The organism is Pseudohalioglobus lutimaris, from assembly GCF_002866825.1.
GTDB lineage: Bacteria > Pseudomonadota > Gammaproteobacteria > Pseudomonadales > Halieaceae > Halioglobus > Halioglobus lutimaris.
In genome coordinates this window covers 98674-119712 of sequence record NZ_PKUS01000002.1, presented here as the reverse complement: position 1 = coordinate 119712, position 21039 = coordinate 98674, and the positions used below count along the sequence as shown (strand labels likewise).

Below are 21039 nucleotides of genomic sequence, written 5' to 3'. Positions count from 1 at the left end.
GGTTTTGGTGCTCGGCGTTCTCAGGGCTTCATCATTCCCGCGCAGGCGCGGTTCAGGTGGACACTAACCCGCTGCTTCCAGATGGCGCTCTATTACGTCGATAAAGGCATCACCATACTTCCCCAGCTTGCGCTCGCCCACTCCGGTGAGCCTGCCGAACTGCGTGGAGTTGCGGGGCATGGCGACGCACATTTCCTGTAACGTGCTGTCATGAAAGATGACGTAGGGCGGAACGCCCTGGTCCTCGGCCAGTGTTCTGCGCCGCTCGCGTAACGCCTCCCACAGCGCGACATCAATATCAGCGGGCAGTGTGCTACGGGTCTGCCGGCTGGCACTCTTGCGGGTGACATCCTTGCGCAGGTGGATGACTTCCTCGCCGCGCAGCAGCCCCCGGCATCGCTCTTCAAGGCACAAGGCCCCAAAACGATCCATGTCCACGCGCAGATATCCCCTGGCAACCAGCTGACGGAACACCGAGCGCCACTGATTGTTATCCAGGTCTTTACCGACGCCCCAGGTGGCTAGCTGGTGGTGGTCATATTGATAGACGCGCTCACCTTCGCTGCCGCGCAGCACATCGACGAGGTGGTTTACGCCAAAACGCTGGCCGGTTCGATAGACGACAGACAGCGCCTTGCGTGCGGCTTCCGTGCCGTCCCATGTGGTTACCGGCTCCAGGCAGGTGTCACAGTTGCCGCAGGGCGTGTCCCGATCTTCGCCAAAGTAGGAGAGCAGGCTTTGCCTGCGGCACGAGGTGATTTCGCAAAGCCCGAGCATGGCGTTCAGTCTGTGTTGCTCTGCGCGCTTGTGTTCTTCGCTTCCCTCTGAGCCATCGAGCATCTGCCGCAACTTGATCACGTCCTGAAGGCCGTAGACCATCCAGGCGTTGGCCGGTGCACCGTCGCGCCCCGCGCGCCCGGTCTCCTGATAGTAGGCCTCCACCGTCTTGGGCATATCCAGATGGGCAACGAAGCGCACATCGGGCTTGTCTATGCCCATGCCGAAGGCGACCGTAGCCACCATGATTATTTCCTCCTCGCGCAGGAAGCGCGCCTGGTAGTCCGCGCGCATACTGGCGTCCAGGCCGGCGTGGTAGGGCAGGGCCTTGAAACCCTGCTCTTGCAGCCAGAATGCAACGTCCTCAGTCTTTTTCCGCGACAGGCAGTAAACGATGCCGGCGTCGTGGGCGTGCTCTTCCTTGAGGAAGCGCAGTAGTTGTTGTTTTGCATTGTGTTTGAGCGTGATGCGGTAGCGAATGTTAGGGCGGTCAAAGCCGGCGATGAAACGCCTTGCTGCCTCCAGGTCCAGACGCCGGATGATCTCTTCCCGGGTGCGTTCATCCGCGGTGGCGGTCAGCGCGATACGCGGGATATCGGGGAATCGCTGGTGCAAGAGGCTCAGTTGCAGGTAGTCAGCGCGGAAGTCGTGTCCCCACTGCGATACGCAGTGCGCTTCATCGATTGCAAACAGGGCGATAGGGGCCCGTTCCAGGAGACCCAGCATGCGCTCCTGGGTGAGTCGCTCAGGAGCGATATAGAGCAGGTCCAGATCGCCGCGTTGCAAGTCGTCCTCCACCTGCATCGCCTGACCGGGGTCCAGGGTTGAATTGAGGAAGCTTGCGCGCACACCGAGTTGGCGCAGGGCGCTGACCTGGTCCTGCATCAGTGCGATCAGCGGAGAAATCACCACGGCGCAGCCATCGCGCACCAAAGCGGGGATCTGGTAGCAAAGGGATTTACCGCCGCCAGTTGGCATCAGCACCAGGGCGTCACCCCCCTGGATGACGGTGTCAATTATCTCATCCTGGGGCGGACGGAAAGTGTCGTAGCCGAAAACGGTCTGTAGAATCTGGGTAGCGTCATTCATCGCGCGCAAGTATACCTGATGCTGCGCGTCGTGCAGGGTCGCCGGCTGGTCTCAGGCGGGTGGCTCTGCGAGGTCCTGCGGTGTTTCCACCGAGAGTGTGCCCATGGCCAGAACGGCCTGGGTTCGCGAATGTACGCCCAGTTTGCGAAATATCTCGGTCATGTGCGCTTTGATGGTCGCTTCCTTTACGTCCAGCTCATAGGCAATCTGCTTGTTCAGCAAGCCCTCAACAAGCATGGACGCCACCCGAAATTGCTGCGGCGTGAGACTGGCGAGAGCATCGGCTACATCCAGTGATTGCAGGCTGGCACCCGCAGCGTTGGCATCCAGTCCCGGGTGCAGGCCTCTCTCTCCTGCCATCACCCGGTTGATGCAGTCCTCCATGGCGGACACGCCGGAAGACTTTGATAAAAATCCGGCGGCGCCGTGGTCGATGGCCCTGCGTACGGTCTCCGGGTGAGCGTTGGCCGATACCATGATGACCGGTGTGTTGGAACGGTGGCCGATAAACCACGACAGCGCAGAGAAGCCCAGTGCGCCGGGCATATGCAGGTCGAGTAATAACAGGCCAATGTCCGGGTGCCGGTCAACTTCCAGCTGCAACTCGGCGACGCTGGCTGCCTCATAGAGGCTTGCCGCAGGGTAAATCTGTGCGATCACCTGCTGCAGGGCGCTGCGGAACAGGGGGTGATCGTCCGCCACCAGGATGGAAAGTGATTGAGAGCTCAATGCATTGTATCCGTTGTTGTTATAGCACTTATTCTGGGGGTCGCCGGCAAGCGTGTAAAGGGGCAACTGCTGCGCCGGGCGTACCGTGAGCAGGATGGAAAGCACCGGGAGCGGCTCCCGCTTGAATACAGTGATCAAGAGAATGGCCGCAGGCGTGGCAAACACGTCATGGATTCAATGGTCCGAGGCAAAGTGCGACATTAGACTTTGGTCGCTAAAAGGCCACTTTTGTGACTAAGGTCTAATGGGTCAATGCAAGCTCACGGCCTAATACTGTGCTCGCTCGTCACACTAATACCGAGAGAGGGAGCATAATTATGAGAATTAAACCGATTGCCGCCGCACTATTGACCCTGGGAACCCTGTCGACCGCCAGCCTGAGCATGGCTGGTGAAACCGAAGACCGCATCGCCGAACTGGAACGTCAGCTGGCGGAGTTGAAATCACTTGTGAGCGCCAACAGTGAGGCAGCTTCTGTTGCCCGGGAGGCCACTGTGGTTAACGCAGCGGACATTGAAGAGGCCCGGCCCTCGAAGAAAGGAACCAAGTTCCAATACGGTGGCTTTATCCAGTTGGACATGGCCGCATCCAGTTACAGTGAGGGTAAGCCCGGTAACGACCTGATCGAAGATTTCCTGGTGCCCTCGCTGATTCCGGTTTCAGGTGGCTCAGGCTCGTCTTACAGCACCACGAACATGCACGCCAAGACCTCGCGATTCTTCTTCACTACCGCAACGGACACGGACGCGGGCAAGATTTCCACCCGTGTGGAACTGGACTTCCTGCTGGGCGCCGGCGGTGATGAGCGAATCTCCAACTCCTGGAACTCGCGCCTGCGTCACGCCTTCGTGAAGTGGGACTACGACGAGGGTAAGTCGTTGCTGGCGGGCCAGAGCTGGTCTACTTTCTTTAACGTCGGCGCATTGCCCAACCAGATTGACTTCGTTGGCCCCGTGGGAACCCTGTTTAACCGACAGCCACAGATTCGCTGGACAATGGGCGGGCTGCAACTGGCCGCGGAGAATCCAGCTACGCGTCTGAACTTCGACAACGGTGGTTCTCTATCTACCTCCTTTGACGACTTCCATGAAGGCATCCCCGACCTGGTGGCCCGCTACAACGGCAACATGGGCGGTCTGAGCTGGTCAGCAGCCGGCATCCTGCGCGAGCTGAGCTACGACAACGGGGCGCAAGACGATTCGCAGATGGGCTACGGCCTCAGCCTTTCGGGCAAATGGATGTTTGGCAAGGACGACCTGCGCTTCATGTTCAACTACGGTGACGCGCTCGGTCGTTACCTGGGTCTCAACTCCTTCAATGATGGCTACGTTGATGCCAGCGGTGGTATTCAGACCATCGATCAATGGGGTGGATTTGTTTCCTATCAGCATTACTGGAGCGACCAGTGGAGTAGTTCATTCACGCTTTCAATGTCTGCCGCTGACAATCCCGGTGGTAGCGATTTTGCGCCGGCAGGGTCTTTGGCCAAGGAATACCAGTCTGCGCATGCCAGCCTGTGGTACTCACCTGCCCCCAGATACTCAATGGGCGGCGAGTACATTTTTGCTACCAAGGAGATGGAAGACGGACGTGACGGCGACATGAGTCGTCTGCAGTTCGCTGTGAAGTACGCCTTCTAGCCTCCGCTAGACCAAGGTCTAAGAGTAAGCAACAGCCACCCGGAGTACCATCCGGGTGGTAATAAACGATAAAAACACCGACAGGAGGTGTATATGTCCCCGTTAAATGATGAGCAGGCCAAGGAATACTGGCGCCGCAACGTGTCCTTGATGGTCAAGCTGCTGGTGATCTGGTTTGTGGTCAGCTACGGCTTTGGCATCATTCTTTTTGATGTGCTCAACCAGATCCAGATCGGCGGCTACAAGCTCGGTTTCTGGTTCGCCCAACAGGGTTCTATTTATGTATTCGTAGGACTGATTTTCTATTACGCCAAAAAAATGGCCGCACTGGACCGTGAGTTTGGTGTGGAAGAAGAAGAATAGGGAGCCCTGACATGGATCTTCAAACGTTAACGTATATCGTAGTTGGCTTTACGTTCGCCATCTACATCGGCATTGCCATCTGGGCACGCGCGGGTTCTACCAAGGACTTCTACGTGGCAGGTGGCGGTATTAACCCCATTCAGAATGGCATGGCCACTGCGGCCGACTGGATGTCAGCGGCATCCTTTATTTCGATGGCCGGACTTATCGCCCTCAGTTATGGCGGTTACGGCGGCTCGGTTTTCCTGATGGGATGGACTGGCGGTTATGTAATTCTCGCCATGCTGCTTGCACCTTACCTGCGTAAATACGGCAAGTTCACCGTGCCCGAGTTCATCGGCGATCGGTTTTACTCCAAGTCTGCGCGAGCTGTGGCGGTAATCTGCCTGATTATCTGCTCGGTCACTTACGTCATCGGACAGATGAAGGGTGTCGGTGTGGCTTTCTCGCGGTTCCTGGAAGTTGATTACGATACCGGCCTTTATGTGGGCATGACCATCGTGTTCTTCTATGCGGTACTGGGCGGCATGAAAGGCATTACCTACACACAGATTGCGCAATACTGTGTGTTGATTCTGGCCTACACCATTCCCGCGATCTTCATCAGCCTGCAGCTTACCGGCAACCCTTTGCCGCAGCTCGGTCTGGGTAGTACGTTGATCGGCACCGATGTCTACTTGCTGGACAAGCTGGACATGGTGGTAACGGATCTTGGCTTCAAGGAGTACACGACAAACGTGCGCCTGAGCGGCATTAATATGTTCGCCTACACACTGTCGTTGATGATTGGTACTGCGGGCTTGCCCCACGTCATCATTCGCTTCTTCACGGTACCCAAGGTGAAGGACGCACGCTCTTCAGCCGGCTGGGCGCTGGTATTCATTGCGATTCTCTACACCACGGCTCCTGCCGTTGCCGGCATGGCACGCCTGAACCTGATCCAGACTATCGAACCCTCTCCGGGCGAGTACCTGAAGATTGATGAGCGGCCCCAGTGGTTCAAGAACTGGGAGAAGACTGGCCTGCTGGCGATCGAGGACAAGAATGGCGATGGCCGCATCCAGTACAGTGCTGATCCTGCCGTCAATGAGATGGTAAAGATCGACAACGACATCATGGTGCTGGCTAACCCGGAAATCGCCAAGTTGCCTAACTGGGTCATCGCGCTGGTAGCAGCTGGCGGTCTCGCTGCAGCCCTCTCGACTGCGGCGGGTCTGTTGTTGGCAATATCCTCGGCCATATCCCACGACTTGCTCAAGGGTATGCTCACACCAAACATCAGTGAGAAAGCGGAGCTGAACGCATCGCGTGTTGCCATGGCATTCGCCATTGCGGGGGCGGGCTATCTGGGCCTGAATCCGCCGGGATTTGCCGCGGGAACGGTGGCCCTGGCCTTTGGCCTGGCAGCGTCATCCATCTTCCCCGCACTGATGATGGGTATCTTCTCCAAGGTCGTGACCAAGGAAGGTGCCATCGCCGGTATGGTTGGCGGTATCAGCATCACCCTGTTCTACGTGTTCCAGCACAAGGGCATTATGTTCATCCCTGGAACCGCATTCCTGGGCGACACACCTGCTAACTGGTTCATGGGTATTGAGCCGAATGCCTTTGGCTGTGTTGGCGCTGTGGTGAACTTTGTGATTGCCTACGCCGTATCCAGAGTTACTGCAGCACCACCGCAGGAAGTGCAGGACCTTGTAGAGCACATTCGTGTGCCGGTAGGTGCCGGAGAGGCCACTGGCCACTGATCCAGAAGTCCTGACTCGGGAGGCATCGCTTGCGGTGCCTCCCTTTTTTATTGGTAACTTTTGCCCAATCCCCATTCACCCTGGTTTTTTCTGAGTGGTGATCGTGCAACAGTTGATGTTGAGTGGCCCCGCGATGCCGCTACCTTGTTGTTGTCCTGGCGATATGCCTCGTCGTTCCCGCGCAGGCGAGGACGACGAAGACAGTTCCTGTGCCTGACCATCAAGATAAAGACTACGTGACACTCTGTGCCTGTGCCAGAATGATGAAAACCACATAGAAGAGACAGCAATCAATGTTCACCAACAAGCACGTTATTATCGCCATGATTGTGGCGCCGATCCTTGCTGTTCTAGCGTGGTTTGCTGTCGGTGAATTCACCGGCGAGCAGCCAAAACTGGCGCAGCCCGGACAGTCCTACCCGCTGGTGGAAAAAAGTAATTGTCGCTACCAGAGCGGCGCCTGCGATCTTGAAAACGGGGATTTCAAGTTGCGCCTGATTTTGCAGGAAGACCCCACGGGGCCCGAGTTTCTGCTCACCGCGTCGCATCCGTTGGAGGGAGTCGTGCTGGCGGTAGACGCCACTGACGCGCAACCCCAGCCATCGCCCATGCGCGCCTCGGACGGTACGGGTCTTGAGTGGCGCATTGCCCTCGGTGAGAAACCCGCCGCGGATGAGCGCGTCCGCCTGGTAGCGAAGGCTGCGGGCAGTAGCTACTTCGCCGATGCGGCCACCACCTTCCTTCAGCCTGAGAGTTGAGCCAGAGCATGACCAACGATACGACCAGCCCGATTAAAGGTGGCGACGGTACTGAAAAAAGTTACCCGGGCCTGGAGACGCCCGAGCTGATTACCATCGCTGAGTTCATACAGCAGACTCTTCCCTTCAATGATCTCCCCCAGGAGATTCTCTACCCGGTCATCTCACGCATTGTCATCCAGTATCACTGTCAGGGCGATGTTTTCGATGCCCAGACACCGCAGCGTGGCCTGCGCATTCTGCGCAGTGGCGCGGTAGAACTGCGTGACAGCGACAACAAGTTGCTCGACCGCCTGGGTGAGGGCGAGAGCTTTCACATTGCGGGGCTGAATGCAGAGCGTGGCGAGGTGATTGCCACTGTGATTGAGGACGCGCTTTGTTATCTGGTACCCGATGAAGTCTACGGGCAACTGCGCGACGCGGACCGCAATTTTGATCGCTATTTTTCCGGCCAGCGCAATCGTCGCCTGCGCCGGGCGGCTCGCTATCAGCCTGAACCCAATACCATGATGCAGGAAGTGCGCACGGTGATGAGCACCAACCTGCTCAGTGTTGCGCCTTCAGAAACTGTTCAACAAGTCGCCCAGGCCATGGCGGCGCGGCGCGTGTCTTCCGCTTTTGTGGTGGACAACGATGTGCTTGTGGGTATTGTCACCGACCGCGACCTGCGGGTACGCGTGGTGGCCAAAGGTCTGGGGTCCGCTACCCCGGTCGGCGAGATCATGACCCCGGACCTTGAATGTGTAGATGGTTCTGAAACGATCTTTGCTACCACGCTGTTAATGACACAACGTCGCTTCCATCACCTGCCGGTAAAGATTAACGGCGTCACCCGCGGTATTGTCACCACCTCTGACCTGATTCTGGCAAAGCAGGACGACCCGGTATATCTGGTGCAGCATATTTCCCGGCAGCATGACGTGCAGACAATCAAGGAACTGGTCTCCGGTATGGCCAACCTCATGGTGCAATGGGTTAACTCCGGCATGCTGGCGCAACAGGTGAGCCAGGTGCTCACGGCTATTTCTGATGCCATTACCGTGCGCCTGATCCAGTTAGCTGAGGAAGAGTTTGGTCCGGCCCCGGTGCCCTGGTGCTGGACCGGCTTCGGTTCCCAGGCCCGCTCCGAGCAGCTACTGGGTGCCGATCAGGACAATGGCCTGATCATCGACGACAGCGTGACCGAAGCGCAGCTGTCCTGGTACAGGGACGTCGCCAATTTCGTCTGCGACGGACTCGACGAGGTGGGATACATCTACTGTCCCGGTGGAATCATGGCCAAAACCGACGAGTGGCGCCAGCCGCTGGCAACCTGGCAGAAAACGGTGCGCAAATGGGCGCGTTCGCCCACGCCCGCTGCCGTGATGCGGGTGAGCATCTTCTTCGACATACGGTGTATATACGGTGACTGCAAGCTCGCACAGCGCCTGCAGGAAACCATGCTGGACCAGACCTCGCGCAACTCCATCTTTCTCGCAGCGCTGGCGGCCAACGTATTGGACACCAAGCCGCCGCTGGGCATCTTCCGTCGTTTCGTGGTGGACAGGGATGGGGAGCACCGGTCTGAGCTGGACCTGAAGAAGCGCGGCGTTTTGCCGGTGACCGAGATCGTGCGCCTGCATTCGCTGGCGCACAAGATCGCCGCGGTCAATACCGACGAGCGGCTCAAGGCGCTGGCTGCAGAAAAGCATCTCACTATAGCCGGGAGCCGCAACCTCGCGGACGCCCTGCACTACATTCAGCAGCTACGTATAAAACACCAATGCGAGCAGATAACCCGCGGCGAGAAAGTCTCAAACTTTGTGAATCCCCGCGACCTGCCGAAGATGGCCAAGGAGCAATTGCGCGATGCATTTACCATCATCGATGAAGCCCAATCCTCAGTCAGGCAAACCTACCGGGCGGGAATGGGCTAATGTGGCACCTGCGGATGCGGCGTCTGGCATACCAGCGCCGGATTGCGGGAACAGCGCTGCAAGCATGCTGGCAGGCGCCCTTGCCATCCACTTCGAGCGACTGGCGGACGGTTTCCTTTCTGGTCGCGGACGCGGAAATGTCCTCAATGGACGCCAACTCAGGTGAACTGCTCAGCGTTGGCTGGGTTGTGGTGGAGAATGGCGGCATCAACCTGGGTTCCGCACAGCACCACCTGATTCGCGCCGAGAACTCGGTAGGGCAGAGCGCGACGATACACAATTTACGTGATTACGACCTGATTGACGCCAACACCAGGGACCACGCATTGGGCCGCTTTCTGGATGTGGCCGCGGGCAAGGTGTTGGTCTTTCACAATGCGGCCCTGGATATGGCTTTTCTCAACAAGATCAGCAGGCGCGAATTCAATGCACCTATACTGATGCCCGTTGTGGATACCCTGTTGCAGGAAGAGAAGTTGCTGCATCGCGAAGGGCACGTCCTCAAGCCCGGTGAGCTGAGACTGCAGGGCTGCCGTGATCGCTATGGCCTCCCCCACTTTCATGGCCACAATGCCCTGCTGGATGCCCTGGCTACGGCTGAGCTGTTGATCGCCCTGGCTTCACGTCGCAGTGTCGGTCGTCCACTGACCCTGGCGCAGTTGCTGTAGCCCACGCGCGAGTCACCGGACTCCGCCGCCTGAGGCTCCGAACCAGGCCCGGCGCCCAACTTTACATTTCTTTTCAGCTCCACCCGTCCACGAGAGCTCTTAGTTGCGTATCATAGGGGGTTGAGCACGAACAGCACCCACGCAATGTAGCAGCGACTACGGATTTATTGGCATGTCACGTCTTGGTAGAAATTTTCTGGTACCGGTTCTCTTGCTGGCGTTCGCCGGCGCAGCGGCCTATTTCATGGTCAACAGCCGCGATGATCTGCCGCGCCGAGAGCGTGCCCCGGCAATACCCGTGGTACAGGTGATCGAGGTGATCCCCGGGTCGGTGCCAGTCACCATCGAGTCTCGCGGCATGGTGACGCCACTGCGCGACATCGAACTGGTTAGCGAGGTCTCCGGCCGCGTGGTCTGGGTCGATCCTGGCTTCCTGCAGGGAGAGGAGGTGGTGGAGGGTCAAAAACTGCTGCGCCTCGAGCCCATTGATTACGAAGTGGCGGTGTCGGATGCACAGGCGGCCCTGGCCAGCGCTGAGTTGTCCCTGGCGGAGGTTGAGGTGCTGGTCCAGAAGGCGGCTATCGTTGAGGCGGAGGCGCGCGTTGTGGCCGCCAGGGATCGTCTGCGCCAGGCCCGAACTGACCTTGCCAATACTGAGATCAGCGCGCCATTCGACGCAGTAGTCGATGCCAAACAAGTCGACCTTGGTCAGTACGTGCAGACGGGCAAAGCGCTTACCAGACTGTTGTCCACTGATATTGCCGAGGTCCGCTTGCCGCTGCTGGCATCTGATGTGCCATTTGTAGAGCACGGCCAGGACGACCAGGGCAATTGGCCGGAGCTGACGCTGACCGCTTCTTTTGGTGACATGCAATACAGCTGGCAGGCTCGCCTGGCCAGGGTGGAGCGGCGTGTTGACGAGCAGACCCGGGTTTTCTACCTGGTTGCGCAAGTAGAGCGCCCCTACGACCTTTCATTACACCCGCATATTCTGGCTATCGGACTGTTCGTAGAGGCCAGCTTTCAGGGTCGCCCGATTGCGAACGCATCGCGCCTGCCGCGCTCCGCCTTGCATATGGGCAACAGGGTTTACGTGGTGGAGGAGGGCATATTGCGACAGCGTGAGGTGACCCTGCTGCGCAGGGAAGGCGACGCCGTTATCATCGGGACAGGTCTTCACCCGGGCGACAGGGTGGTTACCAGCCGACTGAGCCTGATGGTCGATGGAATGCCTGTGCAAGTGGAAGGCTGAGATGGATAGACCGCGTGAACAGGGCGTCATCGCCTGGATGGCCAACAACCGGGTGGCCGCCAACCTGCTGATGCTGATGGTGTTTGTCGGTGGCCTGGCTGCTATCGAAAACCTGACCAAGGAAGTGTTCCCCACCTTTCCCACCGAGGCCATCACCATAACCGTACCCTATCCGGGCAGTGCCCCGGAAGAAGTGGAAGCGGGGATCGTGCGTGTTATCGAGGAGGAATTGCAGGATCTCGTCGGTATCGAGGAGATTTCGTCTGTTTCACGCGAGGGCTCAGGTACGGTAACGGTGCAAATGTTGCCGGGAACGCCGATGTCCAGGGCATTGGTGCAGGTAAAAACGCGCGTAGACGGTATCGCATCATTTCCTGCCGATGCTGAAGAGCCCATCGTCGACGAGGTACTGGCAAAAACGCGCACCATGAACCTGACGGTATATGGTGACCTGGATGAACACCAGATGCGTGAGTTGGCCGACCAGTTGCGTGACGAGGTACTGATGCTCCCGGGCATCAGCGAGGTCTCACTCAATGGCGCCCGGGATTACGAGATTTCCATTGAGGTATCGGACGCCGAGCTGCAGCGCTATGGGCTCAGCTTTGACAGCGTTGTCAATGCGGTGCGCCAGCAATCACGCGACCTGCCGGGGGGTAAGCTGCGCACTGCACAGGGCGCCATCACCCTGCGTTCTGTGGGCCAGGCCTATACCGCCCAGGAGTATGCCCGGGTACCGCTGGTGACCCGCAGCGACGGCACGCTGCTGCAGCTGGGGGACGTGGCCACGGTGCGCGACGGTTTCGAGGAGCAGCCGGTGTTAACGCGGCTTAATGGCAAGCGCGCCATCACCCTGGTAGTCGACAGGGTGGGGGATCAGGATGTCCTGGCCATGACCGCTAACTTGCGCGCCTTTACCGACGCCAGGCAGAGTGAGCTCCCCCCCGGTGTGGTGCTGACCGCCTGGGCTGATCGCAGTGAGATTCTCAAGGGCCGCATTCAGCTGATGCTCAAGAGCGCGATACAGGGTGCCATACTGGTGTTGATCACCCTGGCCCTGTTTCTCAATATTTCACTGGCGTTCTGGGTGATTCTCGGCGTGCCTTTCTCTTTTCTTGGTGCCCTGCTGATGATCGACCTGTTCGGCCTCACCACGATTAATATTTTCTCTGTATTTGGTTTTATCCTGGTATTGGGAATGTTGGTGGATGACGGGATAGTTACTGCGGAGAGCGCCTATTCCCAACTGGAGGACGAGGATGAGGGGGTAGACAGCATCGTCCGCGGGGTTCGCCGTGTCGCGGTTGCCACGATCTTCGGTGCGCTGACGACCATGGTCGCTTTTGCCCCGGCCGCCATGTTGACCGAGGGCCTGGGCAGGCTTATTTCGGTGCTGGTGCCGGTGGTGGTATTCAGTCTAATGTTCTCCCTGCTGGAGACCAAACTGATTTTACCCGCACACCTGCGTCATGTCCGCATCGACAAGACCCCGCCGAATATGCGCTCTCCACTGGGTTGGCTGAAGGCGCTGCAGCAGGCCTGCTCCGGGGGCATGATGCGTTTCAGCGAGCGCGTCTACGGCCCGCTGCTGGAGCGCGCCGTGGAATACCGGTATATCAGCCTGGCGGTATTTTTCGGTGGACTGATCATCAGCTTTGCACTGATTCCCTCCGGCATTGTGCGCTTTGTTTTCTTCCCCAATGTCCCTTCTGACTCCATTTCCGTAAAGCTGAAGATGCCCAACGGTACACCCTTTGAGACCACGCATAACTACAGCTTGCAGATCGAGGAAGCTGCGCGGCGTATGGACGAGCGCTATCGCCAGGAAACCGGTCTCGACGAGAGTGTGATTCGTGAACTGTTGACGCTGTCGACAGTGGATACCGAGTCCACGGTGGCGGTTGAGCTGCTGCCGAGTACCGAGCGCGATGTGACCTCAGTCGAGCTTGCCGGGTGGATGCGCGAGGCCCTGGGAGAACTGTCGGGTGTACAGTCGCTGGTCTTTGATGCCAACGCCGGACCTTCCGGAGCTGCTGTCGACATAGAACTTTCCGGCAAAGACCTGGAAGCCATGCGCGGTGCTGCGCAGGAACTGAAACTGGCGTTGCTCAACTACGAGGGCGTATCGGATATTCGCGATACCTTCGACGCTGGCGGCCCGGAGCTCGATATTCAGATCACCGCTGAGGGCCGGGCCCTGGGGCTTAGCCAGGTGGAACTGGCCAGGCAGGTGCGGCAAGCCTTCTTTGGTGCGGAAATACAGCGTGTGCAGCGCGGCCGCCACGAGGTGAGAACTTATGTACGCCTCCCCCGGGCGCACCGGGATTCCCTCAATGCACTGCAGCTGCTGTGGATAGATGTGCCCGGCCGCGGCAAGGTACCGTTTGATGCGGTGGGGACGGCCCAGGAACAGACCGGGGTCAGTGTGATCAATCGCTTTGATCGTCAGCGCGTGGTTAACGTGCAGGCTGATGTGGACAAGGCCCGCCTGGAACCCGGCGCCGTAAATCGCGACATCGTTAGCAACATACTTCCGGGCATCCTTGCGCGTCACCCCGGGGTCAAGCACCGCCTGGCGGGTGAAGCCGAGGCGCAGGCAGAGTCCACGGGCTCCCTGCAGTGGGGATTCATCGCCGTACTGATAATGATCTACGCGGCGCTGGCGGTACCGCTGCGTAGTTATGTTCAGCCTTTCATTATCATGATGGTGATCCCTTTCGGGCTGACCGGGGCAGTGTTGGGACACCTGATCGTGGGTATTGACGTCAGTATTCTATCTGCCATCGGCATGATCGGCCTCACCGGTATTGTGGTGAACGATAGCCTGGTGCTGGTCGACCATATCAACCACCGGCTGCACGAGCGCGGGGAAGTCTGGCGGGATGCGGTGGTCAACGGCGCGGTGCGACGTTTCCGGCCGGTGGTGCTGACGTCCATCACCACCTTTGTCGGGCTGGCGCCGATCCAGCTCGAGACGGCCATCCAGGCACAATTTGTAAAGCCGATGGCGGTTTCTGTGGCGTTCGGTGTGCTCTTTGCTACCGCAGTGACGCTGGTGCTGGTTCCGGTTCTGTACTTTGTCGGGCGCGATATCGCCAACCTGATGGGGCGCAGTAGACAGCTCGACCGCGCTGACGCAAGCTAGGGCTACCTGAAAGCAAAATAATAGAGAGGTTTTCCCGTGAGAAGAATGTTGCCCATTGCAGTTACGCTGGTCAGTGCTGTGCTGTTGGTGGCTTGCGCTGCGGAGTCGCCCAGCTATCAGTCGCTGGCCGCCAATGACCTATGCCCGGTGGAAGCCGTCGCTGATGGTGGGCATGAAGATAACCCGCTATTCACGGCGCGGGTAAAAGTCCCTGAACAGCCTCTGGCCCCGCTGCTGGGGAACGTCAGAAGCCGCAGCGTGACCTCCCTCAATGGTCAGTGGAACTATATTGTTGATCAACTCGGTGTGGGCGATGCCAGTCCGCTTCTCAGGGGTGGCGTTGGTGAAGATGCCAGTTATGGCGCGGGAGAGCTGCTGGAATACAGCTTTGCGGGCGGCGACACCCTGCAGGTGCCAGGAGACTGGAACAGCCAGCACGCTGAGTTGTTCTGGTACCGGGGCATCGTCTGGTACCAGCGGGACTTTGACTATCAGCTCGATGACGGTCGACGCCTTTTTCTCTACTTTGGTGGCGCAAATTTTGCCAAGGACGTGTACGTGAACGGCACCTTGCTGGCGCGTCACAAAGGTGGGTTTACGCCGTTTAATACCGAGATAACGCAGTACTTGCGCCCCGGAAGCAATAGCGTGGTGGTGAAGGTGGACAGCCGCAGCGCCCCCACGGAGATACCCACAGAATATAATGACTGGCTGAACTATGGCGGCATTACCCGCGATGTCATGCTGGTGGAGACACCCGCTACCTTTCTCGGAAACTACAAATTGCAGTTGGCGAAGGGTAGCCGCGAGCGTTTGCAGGGCTGGGTGCAATTACAGGGGGCCAGGGCGGGTCAGGCAGTACGCCTGCGTATTCCCGGCGCGGATATCGACGAGACTTTTCGGGTTGATGCGCGGGGACGGGCAACGGTTCGCCTTGATGCATCGCTGAAACTGTGGTCGCCACAGGAACCGCATCTCTATGATGTGGAGTGGTCAATCGAAGGGTCTGTGCTCAAGGATCACATCGGCTTTCGTAGTATCGAAACCCGCGGCGAAGATATCCTGCTCAATGGCGAGCCGGTATTCCTGCGTGGTGTTTCGCTGCATGAGGAGTCGTTGCTGCGCCCCGGTCGCGCCCATAGTGCAGCGGATGCCGCGGCAGTTATCGACAGACTGAAGGCGCTCAATGCCAATTTCGTGCGCCTCGCACATTATCCGCACAATGAGCACATGGTGCGTGCTGCCGACCGCGCCGGAATACTGGTCTGGGCCGAACTGCCGGTTTACCACAACATCACTTTTGACAACCCCTGCACGCTGGGGAGTGCGCAGAAACAATACAGTGAACTGATTGCACGCGATCAGAATCGGGCTGCCGTGATTCTGTGGAGCCTGGGCAATGAAACGCCCGAGACCGAGGCCCGCGACGCGTTTTTCCAGTCCATGGCGGAGCATGTGCGCGGCCAGGACGATACCCGCTTGTTGACGGCTGCGTTACTGGGCTTTGGTGGTATGGAGGCGGTGGGGGAGTATATTGGTACCCTGATCGCCGCAGAGCATAGCAAACTTGTCGCCTTCTTTACCGACCCTGAGCCGGTGACCATGACCATCGAGGACCCGTTGGGTGAGGTTGTTGATGTCATCGGCTACAACGAGTACCTGGGCTGGTACATGTCGGGGATGATCACTGACGCGCTGGTTGAGCGTGGACTGGAAGTGACTGAGGCACAGGTGCGCGAACGCATGCTCACCGAGATGGTGAAGTTCACCATAGACACCGATTTTGGCAAGCCACTGGTAATCAGTGAGTTCGGTGCGGGCGCCAAACAGGGTCAGCGGGGCGGGCCGCTGGATGTATGGAGTGAGGACTACCAGGCGCGCGTTTACCAACAACAGCTGGCGATGCTGGAAAACAGCGAGGCGCTGCGGGGTATCTCACCCTGGATTCTCAAGGACTTTCGCGCACCCTACCGGCTCAATACCGACAAGCAGCACTACTGGAACCGCAAGGGCCTGCTTTCGGAAGAGGGCAGGGAGAAGCTGGCTTTCAAGTTGCTCAGTGACTACTACGCTGAGCACCCGGGCCGCTAGCCGGGGCCTTCCCGGCCTGGCGGCCTGCCTGCAGTTCTCGCCAGAACATGCTGCCTGCCTCGTCGCACATCGGTCCCATGCTGCCCGGGTCCAGGTAGATACCGTCAATCAGCAGCCTGCACATGCCGTGGAGTGCGCTCCAGGAGACCTGGGCGTAGCGCAGCGGGTCCAGCTGGTTATTGACCTTACCCTGCCGCTGCCAGTCGCGAACCTGCTCCAGGTAGAAGCGAAAGGACGCCTGGGCCTCCTGGCGTAACGCCTCGTTGACACTGCCTGACTTCCATAACTGGCTGCCGAACATCAGGTCGTAGTACTCGGCATTGGAGATCGCGAAGCCCAGGTAGCTGTGCACGAATTGGCGTACGTTGGTTTCAGAGAGGTCGGCACTCTCCAGGCTGAGGACTCCGATAAAGCGCCTGAATCCCTCCGTTGCAATCGCACAGAGCAGATCCTCTTTATCCTTGAAGTGGTGGTAGGGTGCGGTACGCGACACCCCGACCCGCGCTGCCAGGGCGCGCATGGAGAGGCCTTTCTCGCCTTCTTCACGCAGTAGCAGGGCTGCCTGGTCCAGCAGGGTGCGGCGTAGATCGCCGTGATGATAGGAGGATTTTGAGCCCATGCGCGTAGCGTACCGCCACATCTTGACATTGTCAAAATCGGGCGTTAGAGTTTGGCGCAACTAACTTGACAACGTCTAGATGTAGGGGCTCGCCCATGACTGCTTATCCAAACCTGATGAAACCCCTTGACCTGGGCTTTACTTCATTACCCAACCGGGTGCTGATGGGCTCCATGCATACCGGTCTGGAGGAGGCGCCGGATGGTCATCGACGTATGGCCGCATTCTTTGCCGAGCGCGCTCGCGGTGGTGTTGGCTTGATCGTTACCGGCGGGTTCGGGCCGAACAAGCGGGCTGCCACGCATGAACATACCCGCATGCTGAAAACTGAGGCAGACTGCGCTGACCATCGACTGATTACCGATGCCGTGCATGCGCAGGGGGGTAAAATCTGTATGCAGATCCTGCATACGGGGCGGTACGCGATGAACGAGAATCCTATCGCCCCCTCCGCGGTGCAGGCCCCTATCAACATATTCAAGCCCAGGGCCGCTACCGGGAGTGAAATCGAGGAGCAGATCGACGATTTTGTGCGCATGTCGGTCCTGGCGCAGCGATCAGGCTATGACGGGGTGGAAATCATGGGCTCTGAGGGATACTTCCTCAACCAGTTCCTGGCCCAGCGCACTAACCATCGTGATGATGCCTGGGGTGGCAGCTATGAAAACCGTATGCGACTGCCGGTGGAGGTGGTGCGCCGGGTGCGCGAGGCGGTAGGAGAGCATTTCATTATCATTTACCGGCTGTCCATGCTCGACCTGGTCGAGGGCGGCAGCAGCAGTGAAGAGATCATTGCACTGGGCAAAGCGGTAGAACAGGCCGGTGCCACCATCATCAACACCGGCATTGGCTGGCATGAAGCTCGTATTCCCACGATTGCCACCAAGGTGCCGCGAGCGGCCTTCACCTGGGTCACCCGTCGCTTCCGTCGTGAACTCAGCGTGCCGGTTGTCACCTCTAACCGCATTAATACGCCTGACGTGGCGGAGGAGGTATTGGCGCGAGGCGATGCCGATATGGTCTCCATGGCCCGGCCGTTCCTCGCCGACGCGGAATTCGTCGTCAAGGCTGCCGCGGGGCGCGCCGATGAGATCAACACCTGTATCGGTTGCAACCAGTCCTGCCTTGATCATGTGTTCTCGGGCAAGATGACCAGTTGCCTGGTGAATCCCCGTGCCTGTCACGAAACCGAGCTGTTGATTGAGCCCACGCATGTAGCGAAGAGGATAGCCGTAGTGGGTGCCGGTCCGGCGGGGCTGGCCTTTGCCACCACCGCGGCCGAGCGCGGTCACTCGGTGACGCTGTTCGACGCCGCCGGGGAGATTGGCGGTCAGTTCAATATTGCCAAACAGATTCCCGGCAAGGAGGAGTTTTACGAGACACTGCGCTACTTCAGCCGTCGCATCGAACTCACCGGTGTCAGTCTACGACTGGACACGCCGGTAAACAGCGCGATGCTGCGCGAGGCGGGCTTCGACGAGATCGTATTGGCCACCGGCATCCAGCCGCGCACTCCCCCGATTGCAGGGGTCGATCATCCCAGCGTACTGGGGTATCTCGATGTGCTGCGTGACAAGCAGCCTGTGGGTGACCGGGTGGCGATTATCGGTGCGGGGGGTATTGGCTTCGACGTCGCGGAATACCTGACCCATGGCGAAACCTCGCCCTCCACCAACATTGAGCAGTTCATGGAACAGTGGGGTGTGGATATGAGCCTGCAGGCGCGCGGCGGGATAGAGGGTGTGCAGGCGGTGGTAGAGCCGTCTCCGCGCCAGGTCAGTCTGCTGCAGCGCAAAGCCAGTAAAGTAGGTGGTGGCCTGGGTAAAACCACGGGGTGGATACACCGCCTGGGGCTGGAGAAGAAAGGGGTGCAGATGATCCCCGGCTGCCAGTATGATCGAATCGATGACGAGGGCCTGCATATCACCGTTGGCGGCAAGCAGCGTTTGCTGGAGGTGGATAATGTCATTATCTGCGCGGGCCAGGATCCGCGCCGGGAGTTGCTGGACGGTCTCGATGGCCTGTCAGTCCATTTGATCGGCGGCGCTGATGTGGCGGCTGAACTGGACGCCAAGACAGCGATTGATCAGGGCACCCGGCTGGCGGCGGCGATCTGATCTTCCCTGATTCCGGGGGAGAGTGGCTCTCCCGGGATTCTCATGCAATTTTTTGCATACGCGGCAGAAGTGTCTATGCTGATAGCTGTCCTTGCTTTCTATCAGGTGGTTATTCTCAATGGCTCTGGCCCAGGCGATCATGACGTCCCTGCTCGATGCCGATCTTTCCGGATCGGAGTTGGCGCGTGATTTTGAAAAATCCATGGGCCTTTTCTGGCAGGCATCACATCAGCAGATATACCAGGAACTGCGCAAGCTGGCTGACAAGGGCTGGCTCAACAAGCGCGAGGTAAATCAATCCGGCAAACCCAACAAGATTCTCTACGGTATGACCCAGGCGGGTCGCGAGGCGCTGGCGCAGTGGGTTTTTGGCCCGACCAGGATACAGCCCACCAAGGACGAATTGTTGCTCAAGCTATACAACCTCAGTGACGACAACGCAGAACACCTGGTGGGAGAAATCAGCCAGCGGCGGGAGGAAGTCATGCAGCGCTTGTATCTTTATGAGGCCATTCGGCGGCGCCACTACGATGACCCGGCCAACCTGCCGGTTCGCCACAAGGGCGTTTACCTTGCCCTGGAACTGGGCATACACCAGGGCGAGCAGACCCTGGCCTGGTGCGATCAGGCACTTGCGCTGTTAGCGACTGTCTCAGGCGATAGCCAGCCTGCCCGCTGAAATCCGCGGTATACCGGGGGCCGTCATACTCGCGCAAGACTGTATGTGTGCAGTGCGGGGGCAAGTGCCGGAACGGCAACGCGAGCAGCGTATGCCGTTCGCTAGGCAGGCGCGTTGATAAAATCCAGGGGCTTGGCGTCCATGTCGCGCACTGGTGCGCAGTGCTTTGGGATATTGAACAGCAGGCGTGGCAGGGCCGCGAGATGGCTGCCCAGAACGGGCTTGCCGCTGTTGAGTATGGCCACGGAAATGTCGCGCTGCGGGTCGGCCCAGCAAAACACGTTGGACAGGCCCAGATGCCCATAGGCGTAACGGCTATTGCGGCCGTATATGCCCGCCGGGCTGCCGCCCAGCATGAAGCCCGGACTATAGCGCATGGGCACTTTCAGCGAGGCATCCAACTCTGCCTTGCCCGATTCCTGAATGGCGCGATGCACCGTGAGGGGCTGCATAATCTGCTCGCCTTCCCAGCGACCGTAGTTCAGCATTAACTGAAAGAAACGGCTGGCTTCCTCGGCGGTGGAATAAAGGTTGCCAGCCGGCAGTACGGCCTGCATAAACTCCGGCGTATTGGTCATGGGTATGACTTCGTTGTAATCCAGGCCCAGTGCGTTCTTCAGTGTTTTCGCCAGCGGGCCAAGTGGTAGCCCGGTAAAACGATTCTCTGCTGCTTTGGGTATATCGCGCTTGGTGAGCCCATAGCGAAAGAAGCGCATACCCATTGGTTTGCGGATATACCGGTCCAGGTACTGCTGCACGGTCAGTCCGGTTGTGCGGCGAATCAACTCGTCAATGATAAAGCCGCCGGTAATGGCATGGTAGGCTGAGGTGCGTCCCATATCGTCGATGGGGTCAGCGGCGCAAATTGCCGCTACGGCAGCTTCCCGGTCAAACAACAGTGATGTATCCACTCCTTCACCCAGCCCGGGCACGCCGGCGCGGTGGGTCAGCAATTGGTAGATGGTGGTGTAGCCCTTACCGTTGGCGGCGAATTCCGGAATGTAATAGCTCAGGGGGTCCAGCAGGTGAATCTCACCCTGCTCTGCCAGCAGATGCACCAGCATCGCGCTGATAGCCTTGGAGGCCGAGAACAGGCAGATGGGCGTGTTCAGGTCACCGATGACCGCGTCTTCACTCTGCGCATCGCCGCGCTGGTAGCCAATACTGCGGTTGAGAACAATCTTGCCCTGGCGGCGCAGGCAGATGCTGAGCATGGGGTGCATGCCCTTGCGATAAAGCTTGATGGTGTCCGCCCAGATTGCATCGACTTCACGCTGCGACATTCCGGCCTGTTCAGGCGACACTTCGTTGGCTGTGTCCACGCAGGTGATCTCATCGAGATCGCGAGGCAGGGGTGTAGCGTTGAGGCGCCTGTTGAAGCGCTGGTGAACATATCCCAGGGTCATGAATTTTCTCCGTCGACAAATTGATGTCAGGGTAGGGTAAAA

General features: G+C 58.8%; 15 protein-coding genes. 11 read left to right on the top strand and 4 right to left on the bottom strand.

From position 1 onward, the window contains the following. Nucleotides 1–63 precede the first annotated feature (63 nt). A complete protein-coding gene (gene recQ, locus C0039_RS02855) occupies nt 64–1866 on the bottom strand; it encodes a DNA helicase RecQ (protein WP_076000618.1) in 1803 nt (600 codons plus the stop codon). 51 nt (nt 1867–1917) lie between these two features. After that, nucleotides 1918–2760, bottom strand: a complete 843-nt coding sequence (locus tag C0039_RS02850; RefSeq protein ID WP_243391540.1) for a response regulator transcription factor — start codon at nt 2758–2760, stop codon at nt 1918–1920. A gap of 152 nt (nt 2761–2912) precedes the next feature. Here C0039_RS02850 and C0039_RS02845 point away from each other — a divergent pair, with 152 nt between their 5' ends. The 9 genes from C0039_RS02845 (at nt 2913) to C0039_RS02805 (ending at nt 16176) form a co-directional block, all read left to right on the top strand. After that, a complete protein-coding gene (locus C0039_RS02845; RefSeq protein ID WP_101517179.1) occupies nt 2913–4235 on the top strand; it encodes a DcaP family trimeric outer membrane transporter in 1323 nt (440 codons plus the stop codon). Nucleotides 4236–4328: 93 nt separating this feature from the next. After that, the gene (locus tag C0039_RS02840) at nt 4329–4598 is read left to right on the top strand and encodes a DUF4212 domain-containing protein (protein WP_076000620.1); all 270 of its coding nucleotides are present in this window, start codon (nt 4329–4331) and stop codon (nt 4596–4598) included. A gap of 11 nt (nt 4599–4609) precedes the next feature. Beyond that, nucleotides 4610–6346, top strand: a complete 1737-nt coding sequence (locus C0039_RS02835) for a sodium:solute symporter family protein (protein WP_076000621.1) — start codon at nt 4610–4612, stop codon at nt 6344–6346. 293 nt (nt 6347–6639) lie between these two features. Next, nucleotides 6640–7104, top strand: coding sequence for a hypothetical protein (locus C0039_RS02830; RefSeq protein WP_101517178.1), 465 nt, complete (start codon nt 6640–6642; stop codon nt 7102–7104). Between the two features lie 8 nt (nt 7105–7112). Next, complete coding sequence (locus C0039_RS02825; RefSeq protein ID WP_101517177.1) at nt 7113–9020, top strand: DUF294 nucleotidyltransferase-like domain-containing protein; 1908 nt, start codon at nt 7113–7115, stop codon at nt 9018–9020. Then, on the top strand, nt 9020–9688 hold the full coding sequence (locus tag C0039_RS02820) for an exonuclease domain-containing protein (protein ID WP_076000623.1): 669 nt from the start codon (nt 9020–9022) through the stop codon (nt 9686–9688). Before C0039_RS02825 ends, C0039_RS02820 begins: the two co-directional genes overlap by 1 nt. Nucleotides 9689–9860: 172 nt before the next feature. Then, a complete protein-coding gene (locus C0039_RS02815; RefSeq protein ID WP_076000624.1) occupies nt 9861–10940 on the top strand; it encodes an efflux RND transporter periplasmic adaptor subunit in 1080 nt (359 codons plus the stop codon). Between the two features lies 1 nt (nt 10941). Then, the gene (locus C0039_RS02810) at nt 10942–14085 is read left to right on the top strand and encodes an efflux RND transporter permease subunit (protein ID WP_243391539.1); all 3144 of its coding nucleotides are present in this window, start codon (nt 10942–10944) and stop codon (nt 14083–14085) included. 45 nt (nt 14086–14130) lie between these two features. Next, nucleotides 14131–16176 carry a glycoside hydrolase family 2 TIM barrel-domain containing protein gene (locus C0039_RS02805; protein WP_101517176.1) on the top strand — a complete coding sequence of 682 codons (2046 nt, stop codon included), beginning with the start codon at nt 14131–14133 and terminating at the stop codon, nt 16174–16176. Here the strand turns inward: C0039_RS02805 and C0039_RS02800 are convergent. After that, a complete protein-coding gene (locus C0039_RS02800; RefSeq protein WP_243391538.1) occupies nt 16142–16795 on the bottom strand; it encodes a TetR/AcrR family transcriptional regulator in 654 nt (217 codons plus the stop codon). The genes C0039_RS02805 and C0039_RS02800 overlap by 35 nt on opposite strands. Before the next feature lie 95 nt (nt 16796–16890). On the opposite strand from C0039_RS02800, the gene C0039_RS02795 reads away from it, so the two are divergent. Both C0039_RS02795 and C0039_RS02790 read left to right on the top strand, forming a co-directional pair. Continuing rightward, nucleotides 16891–18912 (top strand): oxidoreductase, encoded by a 2022-nt coding sequence (locus C0039_RS02795; RefSeq protein ID WP_101517174.1) that lies wholly within the window; start codon nt 16891–16893, stop codon nt 18910–18912. Nucleotides 18913–19030: 118 nt separating this feature from the next. Next, nucleotides 19031–19591 (top strand): PadR family transcriptional regulator, encoded by a 561-nt coding sequence (locus C0039_RS02790; RefSeq protein ID WP_076000626.1) that lies wholly within the window; start codon nt 19031–19033, stop codon nt 19589–19591. A 101-nt stretch (nt 19592–19692) separates the two neighbouring features. Here C0039_RS02790 and C0039_RS02785 read toward each other — a convergent pair whose 3' ends face one another. Then, entirely contained in the window at nt 19693–20997 is a 1305-nt protein-coding gene (locus C0039_RS02785) for a serine hydrolase domain-containing protein (RefSeq protein WP_101517173.1), read from the bottom strand. Between the last annotated feature and the right edge of the window lie 42 nt (nt 20998–21039).

What these genes read in the sequence shown, in the direction of transcription:
- C0039_RS02840 (WP_076000620.1), top strand. Translation starts at nt 4,329, where the DNA reads ATGTCCCCGTTAAATGATGAGCAGGCCAAGGAATACTGGCGCCGCAAC.
- C0039_RS02825 (WP_101517177.1), top strand. Translation starts at nt 7,113, where the DNA reads ATGACCAACGATACGACCAGCCCGATTAAAGGTGGCGACGGTACTGAA.
- C0039_RS02830 (WP_101517178.1), top strand. Translation starts at nt 6,640, where the DNA reads ATGTTCACCAACAAGCACGTTATTATCGCCATGATTGTGGCGCCGATC.
- C0039_RS02810 (WP_243391539.1), top strand. Translation starts at nt 10,942, where the DNA reads ATGGATAGACCGCGTGAACAGGGCGTCATCGCCTGGATGGCCAACAAC.
- C0039_RS02800 (WP_243391538.1), bottom strand. Translation starts at nt 16,795, where the DNA reads ATGGGCTCAAAATCCTCCTATCATCACGGCGATCTACGCCGCACCCTG.
- C0039_RS02835 (WP_076000621.1), top strand. Translation starts at nt 4,610, where the DNA reads ATGGATCTTCAAACGTTAACGTATATCGTAGTTGGCTTTACGTTCGCC.
- C0039_RS02795 (WP_101517174.1), top strand. Translation starts at nt 16,891, where the DNA reads ATGACTGCTTATCCAAACCTGATGAAACCCCTTGACCTGGGCTTTACT.
- recQ (WP_076000618.1), bottom strand. Translation starts at nt 1,866, where the DNA reads ATGAATGACGCTACCCAGATTCTACAGACCGTTTTCGGCTACGACACT.
- C0039_RS02785 (WP_101517173.1), bottom strand. Translation starts at nt 20,997, where the DNA reads ATGACCCTGGGATATGTTCACCAGCGCTTCAACAGGCGCCTCAACGCT.
- C0039_RS02815 (WP_076000624.1), top strand. Translation starts at nt 9,861, where the DNA reads ATGTCACGTCTTGGTAGAAATTTTCTGGTACCGGTTCTCTTGCTGGCG.
- C0039_RS02845 (WP_101517179.1), top strand. Translation starts at nt 2,913, where the DNA reads ATGAGAATTAAACCGATTGCCGCCGCACTATTGACCCTGGGAACCCTG.
- C0039_RS02820 (WP_076000623.1), top strand. Translation starts at nt 9,020, where the DNA reads ATGTGGCACCTGCGGATGCGGCGTCTGGCATACCAGCGCCGGATTGCG.
- C0039_RS02790 (WP_076000626.1), top strand. Translation starts at nt 19,031, where the DNA reads ATGGCTCTGGCCCAGGCGATCATGACGTCCCTGCTCGATGCCGATCTT.
- C0039_RS02805 (WP_101517176.1), top strand. Translation starts at nt 14,131, where the DNA reads ATGTTGCCCATTGCAGTTACGCTGGTCAGTGCTGTGCTGTTGGTGGCT.